Consider the following 22882-nt stretch of genomic DNA (forward strand, 5'->3'; position numbering starts at 1 on the left):
CCAACGATTAGCCCGGCTTACGAATATCCAGTTTCCGCATCCGATAGCGCAAAGTGCTGGGTTTGATCTGCAAGCGCTGCGCCGCCCCGTGCGGGCCTTCTATGACCCAACGGGTTTGCTCCAGCACCTGCAGGATATGGTCGCGGGCGACCGCATCCAGGCTGGCGGCAGCGTTTCCAAGCGTCACGGATGAAATATCCGTGACGCTGCCCGGCAATTGCTCGGCGCCGATCTCCAGCCATGGCCCATCGGCCAGAATAATCGCGCGTTCGATGATGTTTTCCAGTTCGCGGATGTTGCCCGGCCAATGGTAACGCTGCAAGCGCCGCATCGATTCGGCGCCGATGCCGTTGATTTTCTTGCCGAGTTTCGGGGCGAATTTGCCGATCAGGAAATCGGCCAGCAGCGGAATGTCTTCCAGCCGCTCCCGCAACGGCGGCGTAGCCAGCGGAAATACGTTCAAGCGGTAGAACAGATCTTCCCGGAAATGTTTGTTCGCCACCTCCTGCAGCAAATCGCGGTTGGTCGCAGTGATGACCCGCACGTCCATTTTGATCGGCGTCTGACCGCCGACCCGTTCGAATTCGCGCTCCTGGATGACCCGCAATAATTTGACTTGCACCTCCAACGGAATCTCGCCGACTTCGTCGAGAAACAGCGTGCCGCCTTCGGCCAGTTCGAAACGGCCGATGCGTTTGTTGATCGCCCCGGTGAAGGCGCCCTTTTCGTGACCGAACAATTCGCTTTCGATCAGGCTGGCTGGTAACGCCGCGCAATTGACTTTGATCAGCGGCCGCTGCTTGCGCTTGCTGGCGGAGTGGATGGCACGGGCGACCAATTCCTTGCCGGTGCCGGATTCGCCTTGAATCAGCACCGAAGCATCGGTTTGTGCCACGCGTTGGACCTGATTCAGCAACGAACGCAGCGCCGGGCTGCGGCCGACGATTTCCTCGAAATTGTGCTCGGCCTTAATTTCTTCCTGCAGGTAACGGTTTTGCTCCTGCAATTTGGCCTGTTCCTGCTCCATCAGGATTTGGGCGGTGATGTCGATGAACATCGTCCTTAGAAACCGGCCGCTGGGATCGGTTTTCGACCACCACCGAATCCAAACCGGCCGGCCGTCGTCCTTACGCCGCAATTCCAGTACCACGCCGGCGCTGTCGGTGCCTTTCTCGACCGAGGCGAAGGCTTCCCGCAAGCGGGCTTGGGCTGCCGGCGTATTCGGCACCAGCGAAATGCCTTGGGTGCTAGGAACCTGCTCTGCGGTCAAACCCAATATCCGCAACGCGGCCTGATTGGCCTGCAGAAAACGGGTGTCCTTGTCTTCGTGCACATAGGCAATCGGCGCCTCGTCGAACAATTCGCGAAAACGCTGTTCGCTCAGCCGCAGTTGCTGCTCGATGCGCAAGCGGTTCAATTCCGCCGCGGCGCGGGAAGCAAAGATTTTGAAGACATAGAACAGATTGTCCCGCTCCGGCATCGGTTGCCGGTCGAACAGCGCCAGATGGCCGAGCACCTCACCGGCGCCGTCCCGTAACGGTACCCCCAAATAACTTTCCACCCCCTGCTCGTGCGGAAACAACTGCGAGACGCCGGAGGGGTAATGGCAGAAATTGCCGCGCAACACCTCCTCGCACGGCGTCCCGGGCAAGTCCCATTCCTGGCGGTCCAGAAAATCGCCGTCCATCCAGAACGCCAGGGAGCGCACCCGGGTCTTGGCCTCGGCGAACTCGGCGACAAAACCGTTCGCCACGCCGGTCGCCTGGCACAGGTTACGCACCAGCGAGCGCATGAAATCGCCGCCGGTAGCTTGGGCGGTACCTTCGACTACTGCCTTTAAAACCGAAAATTCGCTGGAATCTACCGGGTGCATAGTGAGGCAAAGATTGAATGAAAAGACAGTAACGAGTCGGCTGCATACAGCCCCGCCACATTCTAGCCCCCGCCGCCAAACCAAGCCACCATATTTGGCGGCACCCGCAATATACCGAGGCTTAATCCGACCCGCTACGGCCTACCGCCACAACAGAACACAGACAACAGATTGATTTAATTGCAATAAACCACTAAAGCACAATCTGGCACGGCGCTTGCCATATTCATTTCGCCGGACGGCGCAGGCTGTCGGTACTCGATCCTATTTAACTAACGGAGACTACCTATGAAAAATCCAAACACCGTCGTCAGCACCGCTTTGGCTTCCATCCTTGCCATGAGCGCCTTAGGCTTGGCGTCCGGCGCCGAAGCCGCCGAAAAAACCGATATGGAGAAATGCTACGGCGTCGCCAAGGCCGGCAAGAACGATTGCAAAACCTTGTCCAATGCGTGTGCCGGCCACGCTATGACTGACAACCAAAAAGACGCTTTCATCGCCTTGCCGGCCGGCACCTGCGAGCGCATCAGCGGCGGTAGCCTGCAAGCTCCGGCCGGCATGTAATACGGATCGGCCATGGCGCAACCCGACACAACCTTATCCTCTGGCGCCGCTAACGCTTCGATTCCGGCTGCAGCCGGAATCGGGCTCCGTTCGCCGCATTACCGCGACGCGTTGGCCAGCCCAGCCAAACCGGCCTGGCTCGAAGTCCACAGCGAAAACTATTTCGGCGCCGGCGGCGCACCGCTGCGGATTCTGGAAAGCCTGCGGCGGGACTATCCGCTCAGCCTGCACGGCGTCGGCATGTCCCTGGGATCGGCAGATAGCCTGGACTGGCGCCATTTACGCCGATTGCAACAGTTGATCGACCGCTTCGAGCCGGCTTTGGTGTCCGAGCATTTGTCCTGGAGCGCGTTCGGCGGCCGCTATCTGAACGATCTGGCGCCGCTTGCTTATACCGAATCCGCGCTCGACGAATGGGTGCGGCGAATGTCGCAGGTGCAGGATTTCCTGGGCCGGCAATTGCTGCTGGAAAACCCGTCCAGTTATCTGCAATTCGAGTGCGGCGACTACAGCGAAGCCGAATTCCTGAGCCAACTGGCCCGCCGCAGCGGCTGCGGCATATTGCTGGACGTCAATAACCTGTACATCTCCTGCCACAACCACGGCTGGGATGCGTTGGACTATCTGCTGAGCCTCGACGCCGAGCGCATCGCCGAATTTCATTTGGCCGGCCATAGCCGCAACCGGATCGGCAACGGCTTTATCCTGATCGACAGCCATAACGGCCCGGTGGCCGAACCGGTATGGCAGTTGTTCCGCATGGTTTTACAGCTGGTCGGCAGCCGGCCGACATTGATCGAATGGGATGCGGACCTACCCGATTGGCAAACCCTGGTCGGCCAAGCCGCACGCGCCGACCGCTATTTGAGGCAAAGTTATGTACAAGCTGCATGAACTGCAACGCGACTTTGCCGGTTTCGTTTTTGGCGATTCCGGCAAAATTCCGCACGGCATTATCGCCAACGGCATCGCACCGGAACGGCGTCTGGCCGTTTACTGCAACAACACGCAAACCGGTTTGAGCCAGGCCTTGCGCGACACCTACCCGGTGGTGAACCGTCTGGTCGGCGCCGGTTTTTTCGACCGGCTGGCTCGGGCCTATCTAGCCGAACATCCGCCGGCGGCGGCTTGTCTGATCGAATTCGGCGCCAATTTCGCCGACACGATTGCCGGCTGCGCCGCCGCCAGCCTGCCCTATTTGGCCGACGTGGCCAGTTTGGAATGGCTTTGCCACTCGGCCTACCACGCGGCCGACTCCAGCCTGCCGGATTTAACCGGTTTGGCCAATGTCGCTGCAGCCGATTGCGGCAAGCTGACGGTAGCCTTGCATCCCAGCGCCGGTTTGATCGAATCCGAGTATCCGCTACAACAAATCTGGCTCAGCAACCGAGCCGATTTTGACGGCGACCCGCACGTCGAGCTGAATGGCGGCGCTTGCCGCTTGCTGGTGTTCCGGCCGCAGTGGGAAGTCGAAATCCGGCCGTTGGCATTGGCGGAATACCGCTGTTTGGCAGCTTTGGCCGGCGGCGAAGGCCTAACCGTCGCAGTCGGAACCGCTTTGGCAGCCGATCCGGGATTCGCCGTCGAACCCTGGCTGCTGGCCGGGCTATGCAGCGGCCTGATCGCCGATATCGAGTTACCGTAACCGAGGTTAAATCCATGAATACGCTGATTTCTCATCCTGCCCCGGCCGCGCCCGGCAAAGCCGCCAACACATTAACCCAGAGATTGCTCCGCGTGCTGACGCCGCTCGCCGACTTACTGTTGCGGGCTTGGGTCGGGTACGCGTTCTGGATTTCCGGTTGGATCAAGTTAAACAATTGGGACAGCACCTTGTATCTGTTCCGTTTCGAATATGCGGTGCCGCTGTTACCGAGCCCCGTGGCAGCGGTGCTGGCCACCGCCATCGAACTGTTGGGTCCGCTGTGTTTGTTTCTGGGACTTTACGCACGCTCGGCGGCGGCATTATTGTTCGGCTTCAATATCGCCGCGCTGGTGTCGTACCCGGAACTGGGACCGGCGGGCCTGGAACAACATCGAATTTGGGGATTGCTGTTGCTGGCGCTGATGGCTCACGGCCCCGGCAGTTGGTCGCTGGATTTCTGCTGGGCGCATTTTCGGCGCCGGCCGGGCTGAGCCATGCCGATTGCCAATACCCGCTTGCCCCTGTTCGGTAAAACCGCGCTGGTGATCAACGCCACTTGCGCCGCAGGCGAGGCCGCCGCGGAAGCGCTGGCTCTGGCCGGCGCCAGGGTCATGTTGCATTACCCGGATCGGCGCGACGCCGCGGAGCGGCTGGCGGAACGCATCCGCAACCGCGGCGGCCAAGCCATGGCGTTTCGCGCCGATCCTATGGTTTCCGGCGAGCTACGCAGCCTGTGCGACGTGCTGCTGGCCTATTGGGGCCAGCCGGACATTTTGGTAGGCGACGCTAGCCACGGCGCGGCGTTATTGGCGGCGCTGGGCCAAACCGATCCGCCGCCAGTACTGTTGAGTTACGCCGCCGTTCCGGATTTTTTGGCGGCGGCGAAAGCCGGGCGCCGAAACTAAGCGGAACTTGCCGGCAAAATCCTTATCACTGATCAACCCAATTCGTCTGATATTTTAATTCCGGACCAGAAGCCACTTATGAAAACCTACCGCTATCCCAAAATCCCGGCCGGCGAAATCACGCCGAAACCGCTATTTCTGGCCCGGCGCAAGTTCATGCAAACGGCGGGCGGCGCGGCCCTGGCAGCACTGTTACCGCAACCGTTGTGGGCGGTGGGCGGGTTCGGCGAACTGAAAAAATCGGAATTCGGCGCCGGCGAAGAGCTGACGCCGTTGAAATCGGTCACCGGCTATAACAATTTTTACGAATTCGGCACCGGCAAGGACGATCCGGCCGCCCGCGCCGGCAGCTTAAAGACCCGGCCCTGGACTGTCAGCATCGAAGGCGAAGTCAAGAAGCCCATAACCTTGGATATCGACCAGATCTTGAAAATGGCGCCGTTGGAAGAACGGATTTACCGCTTGCGCTGCGTCGAAGCCTGGTCGATGGTGATTCCATGGATTGGCTTTCCGTTAGCCGAACTGGTCAAACGCGCGGAACCGACCGGCAACGCCAAATACGTCGAGTTCGTCAGCCTGCACGATCCGGCACAAATGCCCGGCCAAAAATCGCCGGTGCTGGAATGGCCCTACCGCGAAGGCTTGCGTATCGACGAAGCCATGCATCCGTTAACGTTGTTGACCGTGGGTTTGTATGGCGACGTGTTGCCGCCACAAAACGGCGCGCCGGTGCGGGTCGTGGTGCCGTGGAAATACGGGTTTAAAAGCGCCAAATCGATAGTCGCGATCCGTTTTCTGGAACAGCAGCCGACTACCAGTTGGATGCAGGCCGGCCCGCAGGAATACGGGTTTTACGCCAACGTCAATCCGGAGGTGGACCATCCGCGCTGGAGCCAGGCCAAGGAGCGCCGCATCGGCGAATTCCTGAAGCGCAAGACCCTGATGTTCAACGGCTACGCCGAACAGGTCGCGCCGCTCTACGCCGGCATGGACTTGGCCCGCTACTTTTAGCGTATGCCGAAACCCTCGCTGAACGCCAAAACCCTGGCCTGGATAAAAGTCGCGACGTTTTTGTTGGCCTTGCTACCGCTGGCCAAACTGGGCGTCAATGCCTATCTGGACGATTTGGGCGCCAACCCGATCGAAAAGATCACCCACGTCACCGGCTACTGGACCTTGACCATGCTGACGATTACCTTGGCGGCGACGCCGTTGCGCCGGCTGTCGGGCTGGAATTGGCCGATCCGGCTGCGGCGCATGCTCGGCCTGTTCGCATTCGGTTACGGCTGCCTGCATCTATCGACCTATCTGGTGCTGGACCAATTCTTCGACTGGGACGCCATCGTCGAGGACATCATCAAGCGGCCTTATATTACGGTGGGATTTGCCGCGTTCGTGGCGATGGTACCGTTGGCGATCACTTCCACCGATAATATGCTGCGCCGGCTGGGTGGAAAGAATTGGCAGCGTTTGCACCGATTGGCCTACCTGTGTGCGGTGGGCGGCGTCGTGCATTATTGGTGGTTGGTGAAAAAGGACCTGAGCAATCCGATTGCCTTCGCTTCGGTTTTGGCAGTGCTGCTTGGCGTCCGTATCGCCTACCGGCTCGGCGGAGCGCTTGTCCGCCGGCCGGCTGCAAGCCGATCAACCTGAATTTCCAGTTAACGACTTGGTGAACCCAATCCGCGATTACCTGTTCGTTTACGGCAGCCTGCGCCGTAAACCCGGAGCTTGCAGCAACCACCCGCTGTTGGCCGGCTGCGAATGGCTCGGCCCGGCGACGCTGGCCGGCCGGCTTTACCGCTTGGACGCTTACCCCGGCGCGGTCGACGCCGGCCGCGGCCGAATCCAAGGCGAAGTCTACCGTCTGCGCAACGGCCGCCGGACATTGGCCGCGTTGGATCTTTACGAAGAATGCACGCGGCAGTTTCCGCAGCCACACGAATATCGCCGGGTTTGCCGTCCAGTGCGTTTGGCCGGCGGCCGGGTTTTATCGGCCTGGGTTTACCTTTACAATCGCCCGACCGCCGGCTTGAGCGCGATAGCCGGCGGCGATTATTTTTCTCCACACTCAGGAACCGCATGATCAGCGTCATTCAACGCGTCACCCAGGCTAAAGTCACGGTCGACGGCATCGATATCGGCATTATCGGCCCCGGCATCATGGCCTTATTGGCGGTGGAAAAGGCCGATACGCCCAAACAGGCCGACCGCCTGCTGGAACGGATTCTGAATTACCGGATTTTCGCCGATGCCGACGATAAGATGAATTTGAGCTTGCGCGATATCGGCGGCGGCCTGCTGTTGGTGCCGCAATTCACATTGGCCGCCGACACCGATAGCGGCAACCGCCCCAGCTTCGCATCGGCCGCGCCGCCGGAACTGGGCCGGGAATTGTTCGAATACGCCCGGCAACGCGCCGCGGCAATCTACCCCCATTGCCAATTCGGCCGTTTCGGCGCCGACATGCAAGTGTCGCTGGTCAACGACGGCCCGGTGACATTTACCCTCCGCTGCCAGGATAAAGCCCGCTAAACGCCGGCCGCCCCGGCCGCATGCGCAGGCGCCGCGACGGCTTCCTGCCGCCGAACGGAGCCGCGAGGAATGGCCCGCCCGCAGCTACCGAATCGGCAATAAAAAATGAACTATGTTAAATAACGTAATTTAATTTGCAGCGTAGCCCGCTTGCTACTAAAATCGCGCCACCTTAATCAACCATAGAGATATGCTTATGAAGAATCGTCATTTATTGCTGGCCCTGGTGTTACCTGCGCTGTTTGCCGTCAGCGGTTGCGAATCGGCGAAACCGGTCGACGAAACCAACGCCGAACCGGCGCTAGTGGCACCGGCTGCCGTTGCACCGAACCCGGCTCCGGTCCCCGCCGTGGACAGCGCGCCAGCAGTAAGTCCCGAACATTGCGCCAAACACAAAGCCGATGCGATGCACGACTGCGAGGCGCATTGCAAAAAAAGCAAGGGCAAAAAAAATAAAGCCTGCCTGAAACACTGCGCCGACAAAGCCTTGGCCGACCACGATTGCGCGAAACATTGCGCCGACCATCCGCACGCCAAAGACGCCGTCTGCGCCAAACATTGTTCGGGCGATGCTAAAGCCCAGCCTCATCAATGCGGTAGCGAACACTGCGCTCACCACGAAGCCGACGCGGCCAAACATTGCGATGCCGGCCATTGCGCCCACCACCACGGTGCAGCCGCGCATGAATGCGGCGCCGAACATTGCCAAAAACACGGCGGCAACATGGCGGACTGCTGCGGCAGCGGCCATAAATGCGAGAAGTAAGCTAATACCCCAATAAAGCAGCGCTTGCCCGGCGGGATAAGCGCTGCCGCGATAAGCGAAACGGCTCGGCGCGGATGCGTTCGGGCCGTTTGTTTTTTAGGCGTCGGATCGTTCCGAATCGGCCGACCATTGCATCGTTCTTTGTATCAAACAGCGCTGCATGGATACAGGACGGCAACGCTTGGAGTTTGTTGCCGTAGGGGCTGTGGGGAGATTTTTTTAAACAAATCGCCCCGCCCCCTTTTAAAAAGGGGAAATTATTTGCAGCGAGACCCTTAGCGGATAGCCAGCAAGGCTCGCAACACGTCGATCCGACTGATCATGCCCGCCAGCTCGCCGTTCTGCATCACCGGAAAACTACGGGTAGCCGATTCCTGAAATTTGGCTGCCACGTCGACCAGACTGTCGTCGCCGTTAACGAGTTGCGGGTCTTTGGTCATATATTCGCCGACAGTACCCTCCAATGTCTGGTTGTAAGCCGAGCCGACAAACACTTTCATGCCTTCCTTTTCGGAAAACACGCCGACCAATTTGCCGCGCTCGTCCACTACCGGCAAACTGGTGATTTTATGGTCCAATAACTTTTTAACGGCCTGAGTAATCTCGGTATCAGGAGTGACGGTAATCATTTTGGCCGACATGTAATCGGCCACCGCAATTTTGGCTAACATGGTAAACCTCCTGCGCTTATTATTGTTGTCGGCACAACGCCGGCTCGGGCTTGGCGCGCCGGAATCGGTTTCTGTACCGTAAGCGATTATTATCAATATTCGGCCGGGTATCCAGCTTTATTATCCGCCGCCGGCGCGACGGCCAAATCGGTGCGCGCGGTTAGCGGCCTAGGCAAATCCGGCTAAGCTTGTCGCAGGCAATTTCGACTAGAGACGACCATGGCGATGCACGATCAAGGACATTCGGCGGCAAACGGCGAATTCTCGTTACGCAGGCTGTTAGTTGCCGCGCCGCTGACCGTCGGCAACGCTGTCGTCTGGCTCACTCACGACCGGCTGGTAGCCGCCGAGATCGACAAATCCCGTCTGACCGATGCCTCCGCAGTCGGCGAACCCATAGCCGACGCCTACTTCCGCGACGGCCACGCTGCCGGCAATACCATTATGAAAGCGCCTCAGACCGGTTTCGATGCGGCATCGGCAACGCAACCAGCCTGCTGGCGATCATGAAAAACATGGGCCACGAATTGTCCAAGCACATGCGCCAAATCGACACGGTCAGCAAGCAGATCGGCCAAGCCACGCAGCAGTTGCGTCAGGTATCGGCAGAAGTGGACCGTTTTACCGGCACGATCCGGGAACGGACTCAGGAAACCCACAACACCGCGCAACAAATTTTGGAGGCCACCGCCGCGCAACTGGACAACGTCGGCCAGTTGCAAGCCCGGGTCGAGGCGCTGTTCGAAGCTCTGGGCCAAAACGAATCCAAGGCTCCCATCACCCGCACCATCAGCGACGACCTGTACCAAGTCGCCGAAAAAATGCGCGAGATGTTGGAGCACTTTATCGAGGAATTCGAGACGCAAACCCCCGCTGAACTTGGACGGCAAGATCGTCTGCTACAAGAAAATCGACGGCAAACACCATTACGGCGTCAAATTTGCCGAGTATCCGTCGCCGGAGGCCACGCGCGGCCTGCAATCCTGCCTTCGACTGTTTCAACCATGCCGCAACCTACGAGACCTAAGCGGTTCCGGCTGCGAACCGGCGCCGCGCTGGCTTGCCTGCTGGCGCTGAACGCGGCAACGGCCAAGGATTGGTATGTGGGGCCGCAACGGACGCTGAAGCTGCCCAGCCAAGCGGCCCGCTTGGCCGGGGACGGCGACACGGTCCATATCGATGCCGCCGTCTACTCCGGCGATGTCGCAGTGTGGCCGCAGCATCGCCTGACTCTACGCGGCAGCGGCGGCTGGGCGCGGCTGCACGCCAACGGCCTCAACGCCGAAGGCAAGGCGATTTGGGTGATTAAGGGCGACCGGGTCGAAGTCGAAAACATCGAATTCACCGGCGCCGAAGCGCAGGCCTTGAACGGCGCCGGAATCCGTTACGAAGGCCGTTCGTTAACCCTCCGCCACTGCCACATCCACCATAACCAGATGGGCTTGCTGACCGGTGCCGACCCGGAGCGGGAGATCCTGATCGAGGGTTCCGAATTCAACGACAATACCGTCGATTACCGTTTACACGGCAAGTTGGGCCACAACGTCTATATCGGCAATATCAAGCGTTTCACGCTGCGGAACTGTTACATTCACGATGCTGCGACCGGCCATAACGTCAAATCCCGCGCCAAGTTCAATTTCCTGCTCTACAACCGCATCGGCGACGAACAGCGGGCTTCGAGCTACCTGGTGGATTTGCCGGACGGCGGCGAAAGTTATCTGATCGGCAACCAACTGTACCAGGCGGCCGACAGCGAGAATCCGGCGATGGTTTCTTTCGCCGCCGAGCACAACCAAGCCGAACCATACACGCTGTATCTGGCGAACAACACGCTGGTCAACGCCAAAGCCGGCAGCTATTTCCTGCACAACCACAATGTCGCCGAGGCGGTGCTGATCAACAACCTGCTGGTCGGCCAAGCCGCGACCATCCAGGGTCCGTTTCGCGCTACCCACAACGTCTGGGCAGAACAAGAGCTGTTCGCCGATGGCGGACGTTTCGACTACCGTTTACGGGCCGGAGCCGGCGCAATCGACCAGGGCACCGATCCCGGCATCTCCGCGACCGGCGCGGCCTTGGCGGCCGAATTCGAATACCGCCATCCGTTGGGCTTGGCGGCTCGGCCAAGCAACGGCCCAATCGATGCCGGCGCCTACGAATTCGGCGGCAAACGTTAAAGCCTTTTAATTGGAAAGGTTTTTCGGCACAATCGTTTGCCTACAACTCATTCTTACCGACGGGTAACCGCTATGCCGCAACAACGCCGCTCTCCAAGATTAGCCCGAACCTTACTCAGCCTATCGCTGCTGCTCGGCCTGCCTGCCGCGTCGGCCGCCGCCGACGCCCCGGCCAAGACCGGTTACGAAGTCGACGGCCGAACCTCGGCATCGGTATTGGCCGCTAAACGCGCCCATACCCCGGCCAAGACCGAGGAAACCGGTTTGGCGGTGTACTCGGGGGTGTTTGCGATTGGCTTGATCATCTTTTTCGCCCAGTTATTGAACGATAAGAAGTAAGCGATAGAGCGGCCTGTCACAGCCGATTGGCGGCAGCTTGCAACTCGGCGCGTTGCAAGTTACGGTCTATCCAGGCGTTGATGTCGCGCCAGATCACCGGCGCCTGCAAATCGCGCAGTAGCATGTGGTAACCGTTCTGATAGTAAGCCACAGTTTTGTTGTCCGGCCGGCCCGACAATAACGCCTCGACAAACAGATTGGTCGGTTCCGCTGGCACGATCTGGTCTTTTTGCCCGTACAACAGCAAAGTCTCGTCGTCGAGTTTTTCTGCGGCACCCAGCGCGTTATCCATCAAATTGGCCAAGCCGTAAATCGCATCGACCCGGGTTTCCTTGATCACCAGCGGATCGCGCCCCAACGCCCGCAACATCTCGATATTGTCCGACGGCATGATCTTCAGACCTTTGCCGGTCAGCGTCATCCAGGGTACGGTATGGTAGAGCGTCCACAGTAAAGAAGTTTGGTACCACGGCATGGTATCCCTGCCCCAGACCGCGGGCGCCGCCAAAATCACGCCGGCCACCGCCGGCTTGCCCGGCCGGGTCATTGCATTGATCACGACCGCGCCACCCATGCTTTCGCCTAACAGGTAAACCGGCACGCCAGGATGGCGGGCCTGCACCAGCCGGGTAAATTGGCCAAGGTCGTCGGCGTAGGTGGCGTCGCCAGCCCACAGCCCGGGCGTGCGGCTTTCGCCGAATCCGCGCTGGTCGTAGGCGTAACTGGCAATGCCCTGTTGTTGCAGAAATTCCGCGGGCGTCGCGAAAAACTTGCGGTAATCGTTAAAGCCGTGCAAGGCGATAACGATGGCCTTGGGCTGCGCGACCGGCCAGACGCTCAAACCCAGCGCTTCGCCGTCGGCGGTCACGAAACGCTGGTCTTCCAACCGGGCACTGCCGGCATCGGCAACCGGCGAGACCGGCGCCACCAAAGTCGGCGCGCAGCCGCTAATCAGCAAAACCATAACCAACGCCGACAAGCAGCGGCGAACCGAATCAGACGAGCTTAAAACAGCAGACATGGACAACTTCCAACCAAGACCATACAACAGGGCAACAGATTAAACCTTTTACCCGCCACTGCAAGGACAGTGCCGGCATAAATAAGTGCCGCCACGGCAAATAAGGATTAAGCTTTCGCCCTGGGCGCTGCCGAAGAGCAAATGGTTGAGCCGCTCATAGTTCGCAAGGCTATCCTGAGCAAAAACCGAGGCGATCGAGCGGCATTGCCTTAGCGACTCGGCCAAGATCCCGACCTTAGCGCAAATTGTATTTTTCGATCCGGTAGCGGATTTTTTCCCGCGTGGTTTTCAGGATGCGGGCCGCTTCCATCACATTGCCGTGACATATTTCCAGCATCTTGCGCACGATCTCGCTTTCCATGTCTTCCAGTCCCATGCTGCCGTCGGTGGGAAATTGCAGATCAAGCCTGGCTTCGCCGCCGGCCGCATCGAGACCGGCGGCAGCCGACGACTGAAAATCGGCAGCAGCCGTTCCGCCGTTCAGGCCTTCGTTCGGCAACCACTGCTCGGGCAACTGCTGGGAGCACGACAAAATCACGCTGCGTTCCAAAACGTTGCGCAGTTCGCGGACGTTGCCGGGCCAACGGTAACACTTCAGCAACTGCCAGGCCCTAGCCGATACCTGACTGACTTTTTTACCGGCCTGCAAATTGAATTCGGCGATCAATGCCGGCACCAAATCGTCCAAATCGCCGATCCGTTCGCGCAGGCTGGGCAGCCGCAGTTCGAATACGCTCAAGCGGTAATACAGATCGGAGCGAAAACTGCCGTTTTTGACCTCGTCCTGCAAATTCCGGTTGGTGGCGGCGATGATGCGAATGTCGACGTTGATTTCCTTCTCGGCGCCCAAGCGGCGCAGTTTGCGGTCTTCCAGCACTTTCAACAATTTGGCCTGCAAATCCAGCGGCATCTCGCCGATTTCGTCCAAAAACAAGGTGCCGCGATGGGCCTGTTCGATCAAGCCCCGGTGGCGGGCTTTGGCGCCGGTAAAAGCGCCGGCCTCGTGGCCGAACAATTCCGACTCTAACAAGTCCTTCGGCAGCGCCGCGCAATTCAATTCGATCAAGGGTTCCTTGGCCCGCTCGCTGTTGTAATGCAGGATTCTGGCCGCCAAGCCTTTACCAGTGCCGGTTTCGCCGGTCAAAATCAAGGCGCTGTAAGGCACCTGGCTGAATTGGCGCAGCATCTCGGCGGTCTGCCGGGTGACGGCACTATTGCCAAGAAAAGTCTCCGGCGCATAACGCTTGCCGGCGTTGACCGAGTCGGTCAGTATTCGCCGTTGCGCCTGGGCGCTACGCAATGCGCTGCGCACCACCATATCCAGTTGTTCCTGCACGCAAGGTTTGATCAGAAAATCGAATGCCCCCAAACGCAAAGCCCGCACCGAGTCCGGCACGTCGCCGTAACCGGTCAGAAACACCCATTCGCAATCGGTAAGGCTGCCGCGAGTCTCCTCCAACAAATCTAGGCCGCTACCGTCCGGCAGGCTCAGGTCGGACAAAATCAAGGCCGGCCGCAGGTCCGGGTTGTAGAGGATCGCGCGCGCCTGGCCGCAATCGGCCGCCCACAACGCTTCGAAGCCCAGGCGCGCGTAGTAACGCTGCAACTCCGTACCCAATAAGACTTCGTCTTCGATGATTAAAATGGTGTCATTCATGGTGTGGAGCGATGCAGTTGAGGATAATTTCGACGCAGGCGCCGTGCGGCTGCCGGTTATACAGTTTGATCTCGCCGCTCAGGTTACGGACGAAGCGCTTGACCATCGACAAGCCCAAGCCGGTACCGTCCGCCCGCCGGCTGACGAAATCGCGGATACCGTTTTCCAAAAACTCTCCGGAAAAACCGTGGCCGTCGTCGCACACCGCCAGCGTCATGCGCCGGCCGTCGGTAGCCGCCGAGATTGCGATTCTACCGCTATTGCCGTCCATCGCCTGTTGCGCATTCAAGATCAAGTTCAGCAAGGCCTGGCGAAACTCGGTATCGGGTAAGCGGCATATCAGGCCCGGACAGCCGCGGTATTCCAGTGTAATGGATTTCGGCAACTGATAGCGAGCCAACATCAATAACTCGCTAACGGCTTGGTCGACCAAAACCGCCCGGAGCGGCTCCGGTTCGTGGTTGGCGCCTTGCAGGCATCGGTTCAGCGTGCTGATGATGCGCTCGATTTCGGCGATCACCAGACCGATGCGTTCGGCCGCGTCCGGCTGCACCTCGCCGATTTGCAATGGCTGTTGTAGGTTGATGCACGCCATCTTGATACCGGCCAGCGGATTGCGTAATTCGTGTACCAAACGGGCGCTGATCTCGCCCAAGGCCGCGAAACGCTCGGTTTGCGCCAAATTGCGCTGCTGAGCGATCAAAGTGCCTGCGGCTTGTTCCACCAACAGCTCCAGATTCTGCCGGTTTTGCAGGTGTTCCGCTTCCAATTCCGACAGGCGGACCACCATGCTGTTGTAATTGGCGAATATCGGCGCGAACGCCGGATCGATCCGGTCCAACGGAATTTGCTGGTAGCGGCGTTCGCCGAGCAATTCCATCATGTAACCCATTTGTTGCAGCGGTTGAAAAATCCGCCGCCGCATCAGGTAAAACAACAACACCGCACTCAACGGCAAAGCCAAGGTAATGCCGATACCCAATTCCACCTCGAATTTGGCCGCCGCCGCGATCGATTCGGTTAGTTTGCCGTGCGCAGCCGCTTCTTCGCGGAAAATCCCGCGCAATATTTTCAGCGTCTGCAGCAAGCGCAACTGCGGTTCCGGCGTATCGGCAGCCAGCACCTTAAGTGCCGCGCGTAAGCCGTCCGGCGTATTCGCCGCCAAGTGGTTGCCGCGCTCCAACAATTCCTGCAGATAGCGTTGTAACCGGCTTTGAATGGCCGGATCGGCCGCCGCGTTTTGTCCATCGGTAAGCGCCAGACTTTCCTCGGTATCGAACAGCGCACTCTGCAACCGCTCCAAATGGGCAATGTGCTTGGGCAGCGGCAGAATCCGCTGATAGGCCTGCCAGGCCATCGCCAATTGAATCATCAGCGAAATCATTAACAAGCCGCTCAGCAACGAGACGGTTATCCAAATCGGTAAATTGGCTTCGCGCCGTTCTGCCCGCATGCACTGCCCTCCGTACGGTATGGTTCGCGCTGCTTCGGTACAGGCCATAGCAACCGGAGCCCGCGCAGATCATCGATTCGGCCGTTATTTGCTTTGCCCGTTCGCCCCTAGCTGTTCGGTTGTGCTCAGGACCGGCTTGTCGAAGGGCTTCCCACCCTCAGCTTCGACAGGCCCGAACGGAATATCCACAATTGGAACAGCCGGTTTAATCATACGGATTCGTGACGCAAGATTGGTGCCGCTTGCCAGCCCCACTGCCGCCGCAGACTATGCTTGGCAATTCCCGCCGGCCCGATACCGACCGGACGCCCCCGCCTTCAGCCGAGTGGGGAAAATTACCGCCAGCATTGGTTGATATTCACCAGCAAACTGCCGTTTTTCAATCACTGCAAAGACGGCCAGTTCATTCCACCGAATCGTCGGCCACGCGTTCGGCAACGGCCCGATCCAGGCTTTTCGCCAGATAGTGGTACAGCACCAGCATCGCCGCGGCCGAAGCGATCAGTACCGCAACGTAGTGCTCCATGTAAGCCACCATAATCAGATTGAAGCCCAGAAAGATGCCCAGCAAGCGGAACAACCAGCCGGTGGTGATGCCGGCTAGAAAAGTCCCCAAAGCCAACAATAACAACAAGATCAAACCGGTCGCCTGATTGTCCAGACTGCCGATTTCGCGGAGTTTGAAAGCCAGAAAAAACGCCACCAGCACGCCCAGCCAATGCTGGGTTTGCCAAAGCAGGATATCGCGCAAGGCTTTACCGCTGTGGCGGATGGCTTGCCATTCCAGGAAAAAACAGGCGGCAAAATAGACCGGAACCATCGCGATCCAATACCAATGCGCCGGCGTTTCGAAGGCGTCGGCTATGCCGACACCTAAAATCGACAGGAAAATCAGTACCGCAAAAATGTAAAAGTCCAGGCGCAGGGTTCTTAAGCCCTTGATCAGGGCTGGTTCGGACTGGTTCGGGCGTGTATTCATGACGGTTTCTCCTGGTTTGGCGGATTGTTTCCGACGCCAACCAGCGATATTTATGCCAACCTCCGATCATCCATCTGCCTGCTTCGGGCTGCAGCATCGCGCTTGGCAATCAAATGTGGCATGGAGATTTCATGGACAACACCAAGCATCGTCGCCCAGCTCGTTTCGACACAGGAGAACGCAAATGCAAAACAGACATTATTTCGCCGTCGCGTTGGCGGCCTTGTGCTACTCGGCCGCTTGCCTGGCGGCCGAATCCAGCCCGATTCCGTTCGAGCAATTGCCGGAGCCGGTACAAAAAACGGTGCTGGAAATTCTGGACCGGCCGCAGATCAGCAAAATCAACCGCATCAGCGACAACAACCTGTTCCAGTTCGAGATCGAGGCCGACAAAACCGAGAATAATCAGGAGCTGATGACTTGGGATATCGTGGTCGCCGCCAGCGGCAAATTGATGAAATTAAGTAAGGAGGTGCCCTACTTCGCGCTCAGTTATCCGCAGATGCAAACCATCGAAGCGCGTTATCCGGGAATCAAAGTTACCGAAACCGAATCGGTGGACCTGCATTTTTACAACGTGGTCGGCGAAATCAACGGCCGGCCGGTTAAATTCAAACTCTACGAAGACGGCTTTATCGAAGAGCAACCCTAACCGGAGGGACAAACCATGCCGCAACCGCACAAGCGCCATCTGCTCACCAAAATCATACTGCTCGGCGGTTTGTTTGCCGGTCTGATGTATTTTTTCCATCCCGAAGTCGGCCGCGTCAGCTTGCTGATCGACGGCCAACCGGTCGCCGAGCCCTTATTCCGTTTAGCCGCGATTCCGCTCCTGCTCGCGGTCGTCGCCGTGGTCGGCGTCTTGGCGGTCGTCGCCCTATTCGGCGCCGGCATGCTGATGTTTTTCGCGGTTTTGGCATGCTCGGTAATCGGCCTGTTCCTGCTGGCGCCTTATTCCTGGCCGATTTTGCTGCTGTTCGGTTTGATGCTGTTGGCGATGTCGTGGCGCGGCGAAAATGAGGGAGGAAGTTAGTTTGGAATCGGCCGAATCCAGTGGTTAGGGTACGCTCCTGCCAATGGCTACAAACCGGAAACAAGCGGTGAAGGCTTTGCTTTGTCGGATAACCGAAATGTAGGCTCTGAAAATTACCCGTTGCGTATGATCGGCTATCCAACAAACCCGATTCGTAGGCCGGAATCCCAAAAAGGTGCGACTACCTATAGGTTGTGCCGAGCCATGCGAGGCGCAACAATCGCGAACGGTGCGCCTGACGGCAGCACCCTATAATCTGCGCATCTTATGGCCTTTATTTTTAAGATAACTGTACCACCCTAACGTCGATCCCGTTAAATTGTGAGAACGAAACCTGAAAAAATTATCCAGAACTTTTGCATTTGGACAGACCTTTTAGGGTTTGGAAATGCCTTTGAGGAAGGAGAATGGTCTTTGCAAAACTCCGTCTGCCGTAAAAACCTTGAGAGACTTCATCGCTTAGAGATATCTCTGCATCAATCCAATGACCCATCTAAAGAAGTCGCATTTGTCTTAAATGACGGTTTAGCACGTGTCTACGACCTTCCAGAATATGGTAATGATGCAATGCGATTTTTATGGTGGCTGCATAGTGCGTTATCCAATCACTGGTTACTAAATCGCCATGATATTCAATATGGAAATCCAGGCGCAAGGTCCGTAATGACATTTGGAGATAGAGTTAGTTCATGGAGAGAACATACCACATTTGGCGACTGTTTTTTCGGAAGCCCAGAACGCAAAAAACTTGCCGACAAAAAAATATGTATCTATTCACCAGAAGAATTTCAGCTAAATTTAGCGTTCTCAAAAGCTTACATTATTGAGACGAGTGGTACTAAGGGAGGGCTACCGGGCCCCAATATGTATATTGATAAGAAAGCGCTTGACGCAATCGAATCATATTTATGCCACAACTCATTTTTACATCTAATGCCAAATGGTTCTGAAGATTATGGAGATCATGGAGTATTGAACTTTAAAAAAGTTTTAGCATACTATGAGATAACAAAAACTATTGATTCAGATGCACTCTATTTTAATATATACAGAATTATAGAAAACATAAAACATAAAGTAATGTCATTGCAGTTTTTTTCCTCCCCCATCAAGTTTAATAAAAGAGGAATAACAACAGAAATATACCACCTAAAAAAATACTTCCCATTAGATGAATTAGATGAGAAAACTCATTTTTTCTTTGATTATGATAACTATTGTTGAGAGCTAGTGAATCAACAAATATCCAAAAGCTTTAGAATACACCCTGCAATAGCGACGCACACCTATTTCGACAGTGCGACCAATCCGCTAGAATTAAGTATATCGTAATATAAGGAACATAGGCATTCGAAATGCGCGATTATATAAGCCATCCGCCCCTGAAACTCGGAATGGTCGCTTATTGATATTTTAGTCTTTTTACTGATTCTTTAGAACTTAATATCATAATGCATTAAATTTTAAAGCATTGATATTAATTTTTTTAATTTTATAAAAAGCGACATTACTTATTTTAACAGGTCGTTAAAAAATCGAATATTACATTTTTTCAATCGCAATATAAAGTATTGTCAATAATTGGTTAACACCGTATATAGTAGTAAAATTTTTCAAAAATCAACAACCTGTTAAGCTCAGTAACTTCATCTTGATTGGCTGCGTTCGGTCCGTTTCCCTTCAACTCAGTAAAAACTCAAAGTCAATCTAAAATAAGAAGAGTGAAAAATTAATTTTTACGGCCATAAATTCGTCGTTATATTCGCCTTTCGTACCAGAAAACTGCTCGATCATCCCCAATCGACTGGCTTTAAATCGGCGGCTGGCCCAGCACCAATGTGTCGATAATCGGGCATTCCGGGCTATCGTCGCCGCTGCAGCTTTGTGCCAACCTGACCAGAACGTCGCGCATTTCGGTTAGTTCGGCAATGCGCCGGTTCAAATCGTCGAGATGGGATTGAGCCAGCGCTTTGACGTCGGCGCTGGCCCGAACCGGGTCTTGCCAAAGCAAAACCAGATCGCGGATTTGGTCTAACGAAAAACCCAGGCTGCGGGCGCGTTTGATCATCCGCAACAGCTGCAAATCGCTGTCGCGGTAAACGCGGTAACCCGACGCGCTGCGCTGGCTTTTTTTGATCAGCCCGATACTTTCGTAGTGGCGAATCATTTTGGCGGATACGCCGGTCATTTTCGCAGCTTGGCTGATTTTCATCGCCTGTTATCCAATATCGGCGCAAGCGGCGCTATCTGCCAGCGGTTTATCCGCCACGGCATAAATCACATTTGCCGCAATCTCGTCGACCGAGCGGCTTGCCAAATACTGAAGATTGGCATGTTTGACCTTACGCAACTGTTCGCCATTCAACTGCTCCAACGTCCCCCGATAGCCGCTGCCCATCGCCAATACCCACCAATCCTCGGGCCCGGACAGCGCATGGGTGGCGTCTTCGGCAACGATGTCCACATCGGTTAAACCGGCTTCATGCAGCATCGCCGACAATCCTTCCGGGGTGGAAATCCGATCCCACGGATTGAAGTCTTTGTAAAGTTCGGGGCGTTCGTTGCGGATGGCTTGCCAAAGCGCGCTGTTGGCGGGTTCGAATAAATCGGGGCCCCAGGTCGTGATTGCCAAGCGCCCGCCCGGCCGGACTTGCCGCAACAGTTCCTTGACCGCGGCGCTCATGTCGGGAACGAAAAAAATCCCGAACACGCAAACCACAGCATCGAAATAACCGTCGGGATAGCCCAAAGCAAGCATGTCATCGGCCCGAAATTCCAGGTTATCCAGACCTTCGGCCGCGGCCTTTGCTTGCGCTATCGCCAATAGTTTTTCCGCCAAATCGACGGCAACCACCCGGCCGGCCTGGCCGACCTTTCGCGCCGCCGGCAAGGCTGAAGCGCCGGTACCGGCGCAAACGTCCAACACCTTGTCGCCTGTTGTTAACCCCAGACGCTCCACGGTGGTATTGCCGAACCGGCTCCAAAACGTATTGGCCGGGTGATCGAACAGTTCAGCCGCGGCGTTATAGGCACTTGCGGTTTTCTGCTTGGCTATTGCATGCGATTCCATTTCAACCTCCTTTAAATTATGCGAATTTTAGTCATGGATAGCCGCCGCAATTCGGCCGGCATCCGGGGAGAATAAGCTAAAGCTTCACACGGTTGGAAGGTCAAGCGGAATTAGGTTGCAAGAAAATCGGCATCGTGGCGCTGGTTAACCGGTTATTGTCGTACCCGAAAAAACCAAGCTTGGCCATTGGTTGGCAAAACGGGCGAATTTGGTAACCAGGCCGCCGCTTCGGCAGCCCGGCAAACAAACGTTCGAGCCAGGGCTGGCTCGAACAATCGTTTTTTTCCGAGCTTGCGGCCGGCTATTCCTCCTTTTCTTCCACCGACGGCGGTTCGGTCGCTTCGCCGTCGAAATTGCTGGCTATACCTGCCGGTTTAACAGTTTGGTTCGGATCGGCCGCGGCTTCTATCGAAAGCGGCAATGCCGAGATCAATATCAAGGCGGTGTATTTCGCAAGGTTGTGGATGTGATTTTTCATCGCTAGCTCCTTTGACTGGCTCACGGGAATCGGGCCTCTCGCTGCAGTGTCGATTCGGCCCTATTGCCATGGAGCGATTTCCATGCCAACGCTGCCGCGATAAGTCTTCAATACCGCGTGGCATGGCCTGCCTAAATCCATGAAAGCCGCGTCCCGGTTGACGATAAGCCGTATTGTCTAGCTTCAGAGCCTGGAGTTAGCCGGCACAACCCAAACCACCGTAGACGGCGCCGACAAGTCCTTATCCTCGCTTCCCCTACTGCGCTTTACCAAGCATCGGGGAATATTCCCCGGACAAGCAGGCGCCATTGGGTAATTTTACCCACTGCCCGCACATCACATTTCAAGCCATTGATTAATAACAACAAAAAACTGGCACCAAGCTTGCTGGGTACTAAGCCAAAGCGGGAATAAGCCGTTGGTCGCGGGTAGCGCCAGTGTTCGTAAGACAGGTATTACCCGCATCGGGATTCGAATATCTACCGCTATAGAGTATTTCGGTCATCAAAACTCTGATTTTTCCGATTTTAGTCTTGGTATTGCCGTCAATAAAACTCCGATACCAATACCGAATATTTTTTACAAAAATTATCCGTGAGATTACTGTCATGATAAATAAAGCTCGTGTCTTGCTAAGCTTGATTGCGATTCTGCTAACCGCTTGCCAACCGGCGGATACCGAATCTCACGACGAAAAGCCGAAATTGGAAGCAACGACACCGATCCGGGAAGATACTTCCGTTACCAAGGAATACGTGTGCCAGATTCATGCCTTCCGCCATATCGAAGTGCGCGCGCTGGAACGGGGTTACGTGCAGAATATCTTTGTCGACGAAGGCCAATTAATTCGCCAAGGCCAGCCGATGTTCAAGATCATGCCCAATATCTACCAAGCCGAGTTATTAAAAGCTCAGGCCGAAGCCAATAACATGAATATCGAATATCTGAACACCAAAGGTTTGGCCGACCAGAAAATCGTTTCGCCCAACGAACTGGCCCTGGCCAAAGCCAAGCTGGACAAGGCTAACGCCGAGGTGAAACTGGCCGAAACCCATTTGGGATTTACCAATATCAACGCCCCGTTCGAAGGCATCATGGACCATCTAAATGTCCGTAACGGCAGTTTGGTCGAAGACGGCGCGCTACTCACCACGTTGTCCGACATCGGTAAATTGTGGGTGTATTTCAACGTGCCGGAGGCCGAATATCTGGATTTCAAAACCCATAACAAAGACACGGCCATAACCAAAGTTCAATTAAGAATGGCTAATGGCAAAACCTATAACCAGGACGGCGTGATCGAAACCATAGAAGCCGATTTCGATAATACTGCCGGCAATATCGAATTCCGCGCCACCTTTGCCAACCCGGACAAATTGCTTCGCCACGGCGAAACCGGCACGATATTAATGAAAAAGCCATATAAAAATGCGCTATTGATTCCGCAAAAAGCCACATTCGAAATTCTGGACAAAACCTACGTTTACGTCGTCAACGACTCCGGCAAACTGGAACAAAGGCTAATTAACATCGAAGCCGAATTACCGCATTTATTCATTATCAAGGACGGTTTAAAAGACGGCGACAAAGTCTTACTCGAGGGATTACGAAAAGTCCATGCCGGCAATGCGGTGGAAATCAATTTATTGCCGCCGGAAAAAGCTTTCGCCGATTTGCAGTTATATACCGAGTAACGCTTCAGCCAGGGACTTA

The 22882-nt window shown here is 56.2% G+C and carries 26 protein-coding genes; 17 read left to right on the plus strand and 9 right to left on the minus strand.

The features are described from left to right. Nucleotides 1-7 precede the first annotated feature (7 nt). Complete coding sequence (locus VXJ35_RS14485) at nucleotides 8-1873, minus strand: sigma 54-interacting transcriptional regulator (protein WP_064022110.1); 1866 nt, start codon at nucleotides 1871-1873, stop codon at nucleotides 8-10. 288 nt (nucleotides 1874-2161) lie between these two features. Between VXJ35_RS14485 and VXJ35_RS14490 the strand changes: the two genes are divergently transcribed. From VXJ35_RS14490 to VXJ35_RS14535, 10 genes are all read left to right on the plus strand, one after another. Continuing rightward, nucleotides 2162-2437 (plus strand): DUF2282 domain-containing protein, encoded by a 276-nt coding sequence (locus VXJ35_RS14490; RefSeq protein ID WP_064022111.1) that lies wholly within the window; start codon nucleotides 2162-2164, stop codon nucleotides 2435-2437. Between the two features lie 12 nt (nucleotides 2438-2449). Beyond that, complete coding sequence (locus VXJ35_RS14495) at nucleotides 2450-3331, plus strand: DUF692 domain-containing protein (RefSeq protein WP_064022112.1); 882 nt, start codon at nucleotides 2450-2452, stop codon at nucleotides 3329-3331. Beyond that, entirely contained in the window at nucleotides 3315-4082 is a 768-nt protein-coding gene (locus tag VXJ35_RS14500; RefSeq protein ID WP_064022113.1) for a DNA-binding domain-containing protein, read from the plus strand. Before VXJ35_RS14495 ends, VXJ35_RS14500 begins: the two co-directional genes overlap by 17 nt. Nucleotides 4083-4096: 14 nt before the next feature. After that, nucleotides 4097-4573, plus strand: a complete 477-nt coding sequence (locus VXJ35_RS14505) for a DoxX family protein (protein WP_064022114.1) — start codon at nucleotides 4097-4099, stop codon at nucleotides 4571-4573. A gap of 3 nt (nucleotides 4574-4576) precedes the next feature. Then, complete coding sequence (locus tag VXJ35_RS14510) at nucleotides 4577-4987, plus strand: SDR family NAD(P)-dependent oxidoreductase (RefSeq protein ID WP_064022115.1); 411 nt, start codon at nucleotides 4577-4579, stop codon at nucleotides 4985-4987. A 78-nt stretch (nucleotides 4988-5065) separates the two neighbouring features. Further along, on the plus strand, nucleotides 5066-5998 hold the full coding sequence (msrP, locus tag VXJ35_RS14515) for a protein-methionine-sulfoxide reductase catalytic subunit MsrP (protein ID WP_064022116.1): 933 nt from the start codon (nucleotides 5066-5068) through the stop codon (nucleotides 5996-5998). Between the two features lie 3 nt (nucleotides 5999-6001). Beyond that, entirely contained in the window at nucleotides 6002-6640 is a 639-nt protein-coding gene (locus VXJ35_RS14520) for a sulfite oxidase heme-binding subunit YedZ (protein WP_064022117.1), read from the plus strand. A gap of 19 nt (nucleotides 6641-6659) precedes the next feature. After that, the gene (locus tag VXJ35_RS14525) at nucleotides 6660-7073 is read left to right on the plus strand and encodes a gamma-glutamylcyclotransferase (RefSeq protein WP_064023527.1); all 414 of its coding nucleotides are present in this window, start codon (nucleotides 6660-6662) and stop codon (nucleotides 7071-7073) included. Then, entirely contained in the window at nucleotides 7070-7522 is a 453-nt protein-coding gene (dtd, locus tag VXJ35_RS14530; protein WP_064022118.1) for a D-aminoacyl-tRNA deacylase, read from the plus strand. The genes VXJ35_RS14525 and dtd overlap by 4 nt, the downstream gene beginning before the upstream one ends. Nucleotides 7523-7718: 196 nt before the next feature. Next, on the plus strand, nucleotides 7719-8288 hold the full coding sequence (locus VXJ35_RS14535) for a hypothetical protein (RefSeq protein WP_064022119.1): 570 nt from the start codon (nucleotides 7719-7721) through the stop codon (nucleotides 8286-8288). Between the two features lie 275 nt (nucleotides 8289-8563). Here VXJ35_RS14535 and VXJ35_RS14540 read toward each other — a convergent pair whose 3' ends face one another. Continuing rightward, complete coding sequence (locus VXJ35_RS14540; protein ID WP_054760291.1) at nucleotides 8564-8959, minus strand: CBS domain-containing protein; 396 nt, start codon at nucleotides 8957-8959, stop codon at nucleotides 8564-8566. 219 nt (nucleotides 8960-9178) lie between these two features. Here VXJ35_RS14540 and VXJ35_RS14545 point away from each other — a divergent pair, with 219 nt between their 5' ends. The 3 genes from VXJ35_RS14545 (at nucleotide 9179) to VXJ35_RS14555 (ending at nucleotide 11478) form a co-directional block, all read left to right on the plus strand. Then, nucleotides 9179-9469, plus strand: coding sequence for a hypothetical protein (locus VXJ35_RS14545; protein WP_064022120.1), 291 nt, complete (start codon nucleotides 9179-9181; stop codon nucleotides 9467-9469). After that, nucleotides 9466-11139, plus strand: a complete 1674-nt coding sequence (locus VXJ35_RS14550) for a right-handed parallel beta-helix repeat-containing protein (protein ID WP_157198190.1) — start codon at nucleotides 9466-9468, stop codon at nucleotides 11137-11139. Before VXJ35_RS14545 ends, VXJ35_RS14550 begins: the two co-directional genes overlap by 4 nt. A 72-nt stretch (nucleotides 11140-11211) precedes the next feature. Beyond that, the gene (locus VXJ35_RS14555; RefSeq protein ID WP_064022121.1) at nucleotides 11212-11478 is read left to right on the plus strand and encodes a hypothetical protein; all 267 of its coding nucleotides are present in this window, start codon (nucleotides 11212-11214) and stop codon (nucleotides 11476-11478) included. A 16-nt stretch (nucleotides 11479-11494) separates the two neighbouring features. Here VXJ35_RS14555 and VXJ35_RS14560 read toward each other — a convergent pair whose 3' ends face one another. The 4 genes from VXJ35_RS14560 to VXJ35_RS14575 all read right to left on the minus strand — a co-directional run bounded on the left by VXJ35_RS14560 (nucleotide 11495) and on the right by VXJ35_RS14575 (nucleotide 16588). Further along, entirely contained in the window at nucleotides 11495-12442 is a 948-nt protein-coding gene (locus tag VXJ35_RS14560) for an alpha/beta hydrolase (protein WP_157198191.1), read from the minus strand. A 292-nt stretch (nucleotides 12443-12734) separates the two neighbouring features. After that, nucleotides 12735-14156, minus strand: a complete 1422-nt coding sequence (locus tag VXJ35_RS14565; protein ID WP_064022123.1) for a sigma-54 dependent transcriptional regulator — start codon at nucleotides 14154-14156, stop codon at nucleotides 12735-12737. Continuing rightward, nucleotides 14149-15609, minus strand: coding sequence for an ATP-binding protein (locus VXJ35_RS14570; protein ID WP_064022124.1), 1461 nt, complete (start codon nucleotides 15607-15609; stop codon nucleotides 14149-14151). The genes VXJ35_RS14565 and VXJ35_RS14570 overlap by 8 nt, the downstream gene beginning before the upstream one ends. Before the next feature lie 403 nt (nucleotides 15610-16012). Beyond that, nucleotides 16013-16588 (minus strand): hypothetical protein, encoded by a 576-nt coding sequence (locus tag VXJ35_RS14575; RefSeq protein WP_064022125.1) that lies wholly within the window; start codon nucleotides 16586-16588, stop codon nucleotides 16013-16015. Between the two features lie 184 nt (nucleotides 16589-16772). Here VXJ35_RS14575 and VXJ35_RS14580 point away from each other — a divergent pair, with 184 nt between their 5' ends. The 3 genes from VXJ35_RS14580 to VXJ35_RS14590 all read left to right on the plus strand — a co-directional run bounded on the left by VXJ35_RS14580 (nucleotide 16773) and on the right by VXJ35_RS14590 (nucleotide 18845). Then, nucleotides 16773-17240 (plus strand): hypothetical protein, encoded by a 468-nt coding sequence (locus tag VXJ35_RS14580; protein ID WP_064022126.1) that lies wholly within the window; start codon nucleotides 16773-16775, stop codon nucleotides 17238-17240. A 15-nt stretch (nucleotides 17241-17255) separates the two neighbouring features. After that, nucleotides 17256-17621, plus strand: coding sequence for a hypothetical protein (locus VXJ35_RS14585; RefSeq protein WP_064022127.1), 366 nt, complete (start codon nucleotides 17256-17258; stop codon nucleotides 17619-17621). A gap of 321 nt (nucleotides 17622-17942) precedes the next feature. Next, on the plus strand, nucleotides 17943-18845 hold the full coding sequence (locus tag VXJ35_RS14590) for a hypothetical protein (RefSeq protein WP_157198192.1): 903 nt from the start codon (nucleotides 17943-17945) through the stop codon (nucleotides 18843-18845). 586 nt (nucleotides 18846-19431) lie between these two features. Here VXJ35_RS14590 and cueR read toward each other — a convergent pair. The 3 genes from cueR to VXJ35_RS14605 all read right to left on the minus strand — a co-directional run bounded on the left by cueR (nucleotide 19432) and on the right by VXJ35_RS14605 (nucleotide 21169). Further along, entirely contained in the window at nucleotides 19432-19833 is a 402-nt protein-coding gene (gene cueR, locus VXJ35_RS14595) for a Cu(I)-responsive transcriptional regulator (protein WP_064022129.1), read from the minus strand. 6 nt (nucleotides 19834-19839) lie between these two features. Then, nucleotides 19840-20691, minus strand: a complete 852-nt coding sequence (locus tag VXJ35_RS14600; RefSeq protein WP_064022130.1) for a class I SAM-dependent methyltransferase — start codon at nucleotides 20689-20691, stop codon at nucleotides 19840-19842. Between the two features lie 301 nt (nucleotides 20692-20992). After that, nucleotides 20993-21169 carry a hypothetical protein gene (locus VXJ35_RS14605; protein WP_157198193.1) on the minus strand — a complete coding sequence of 59 codons (177 nt, stop codon included), beginning with the start codon at nucleotides 21167-21169 and terminating at the stop codon, nucleotides 20993-20995. 608 nt (nucleotides 21170-21777) lie between these two features. Here VXJ35_RS14605 and VXJ35_RS14610 point away from each other — a divergent pair. Beyond that, the gene (locus tag VXJ35_RS14610; RefSeq protein WP_064022131.1) at nucleotides 21778-22863 is read left to right on the plus strand and encodes an efflux RND transporter periplasmic adaptor subunit; all 1086 of its coding nucleotides are present in this window, start codon (nucleotides 21778-21780) and stop codon (nucleotides 22861-22863) included. Nucleotides 22864-22882 lie beyond the last annotated feature (19 nt).

The organism is Methylomonas sp. DH-1 (genome assembly GCF_046097555.1).
Lineage (GTDB): Bacteria > Pseudomonadota > Gammaproteobacteria > Methylococcales > Methylomonadaceae > Methylomonas > Methylomonas koyamae.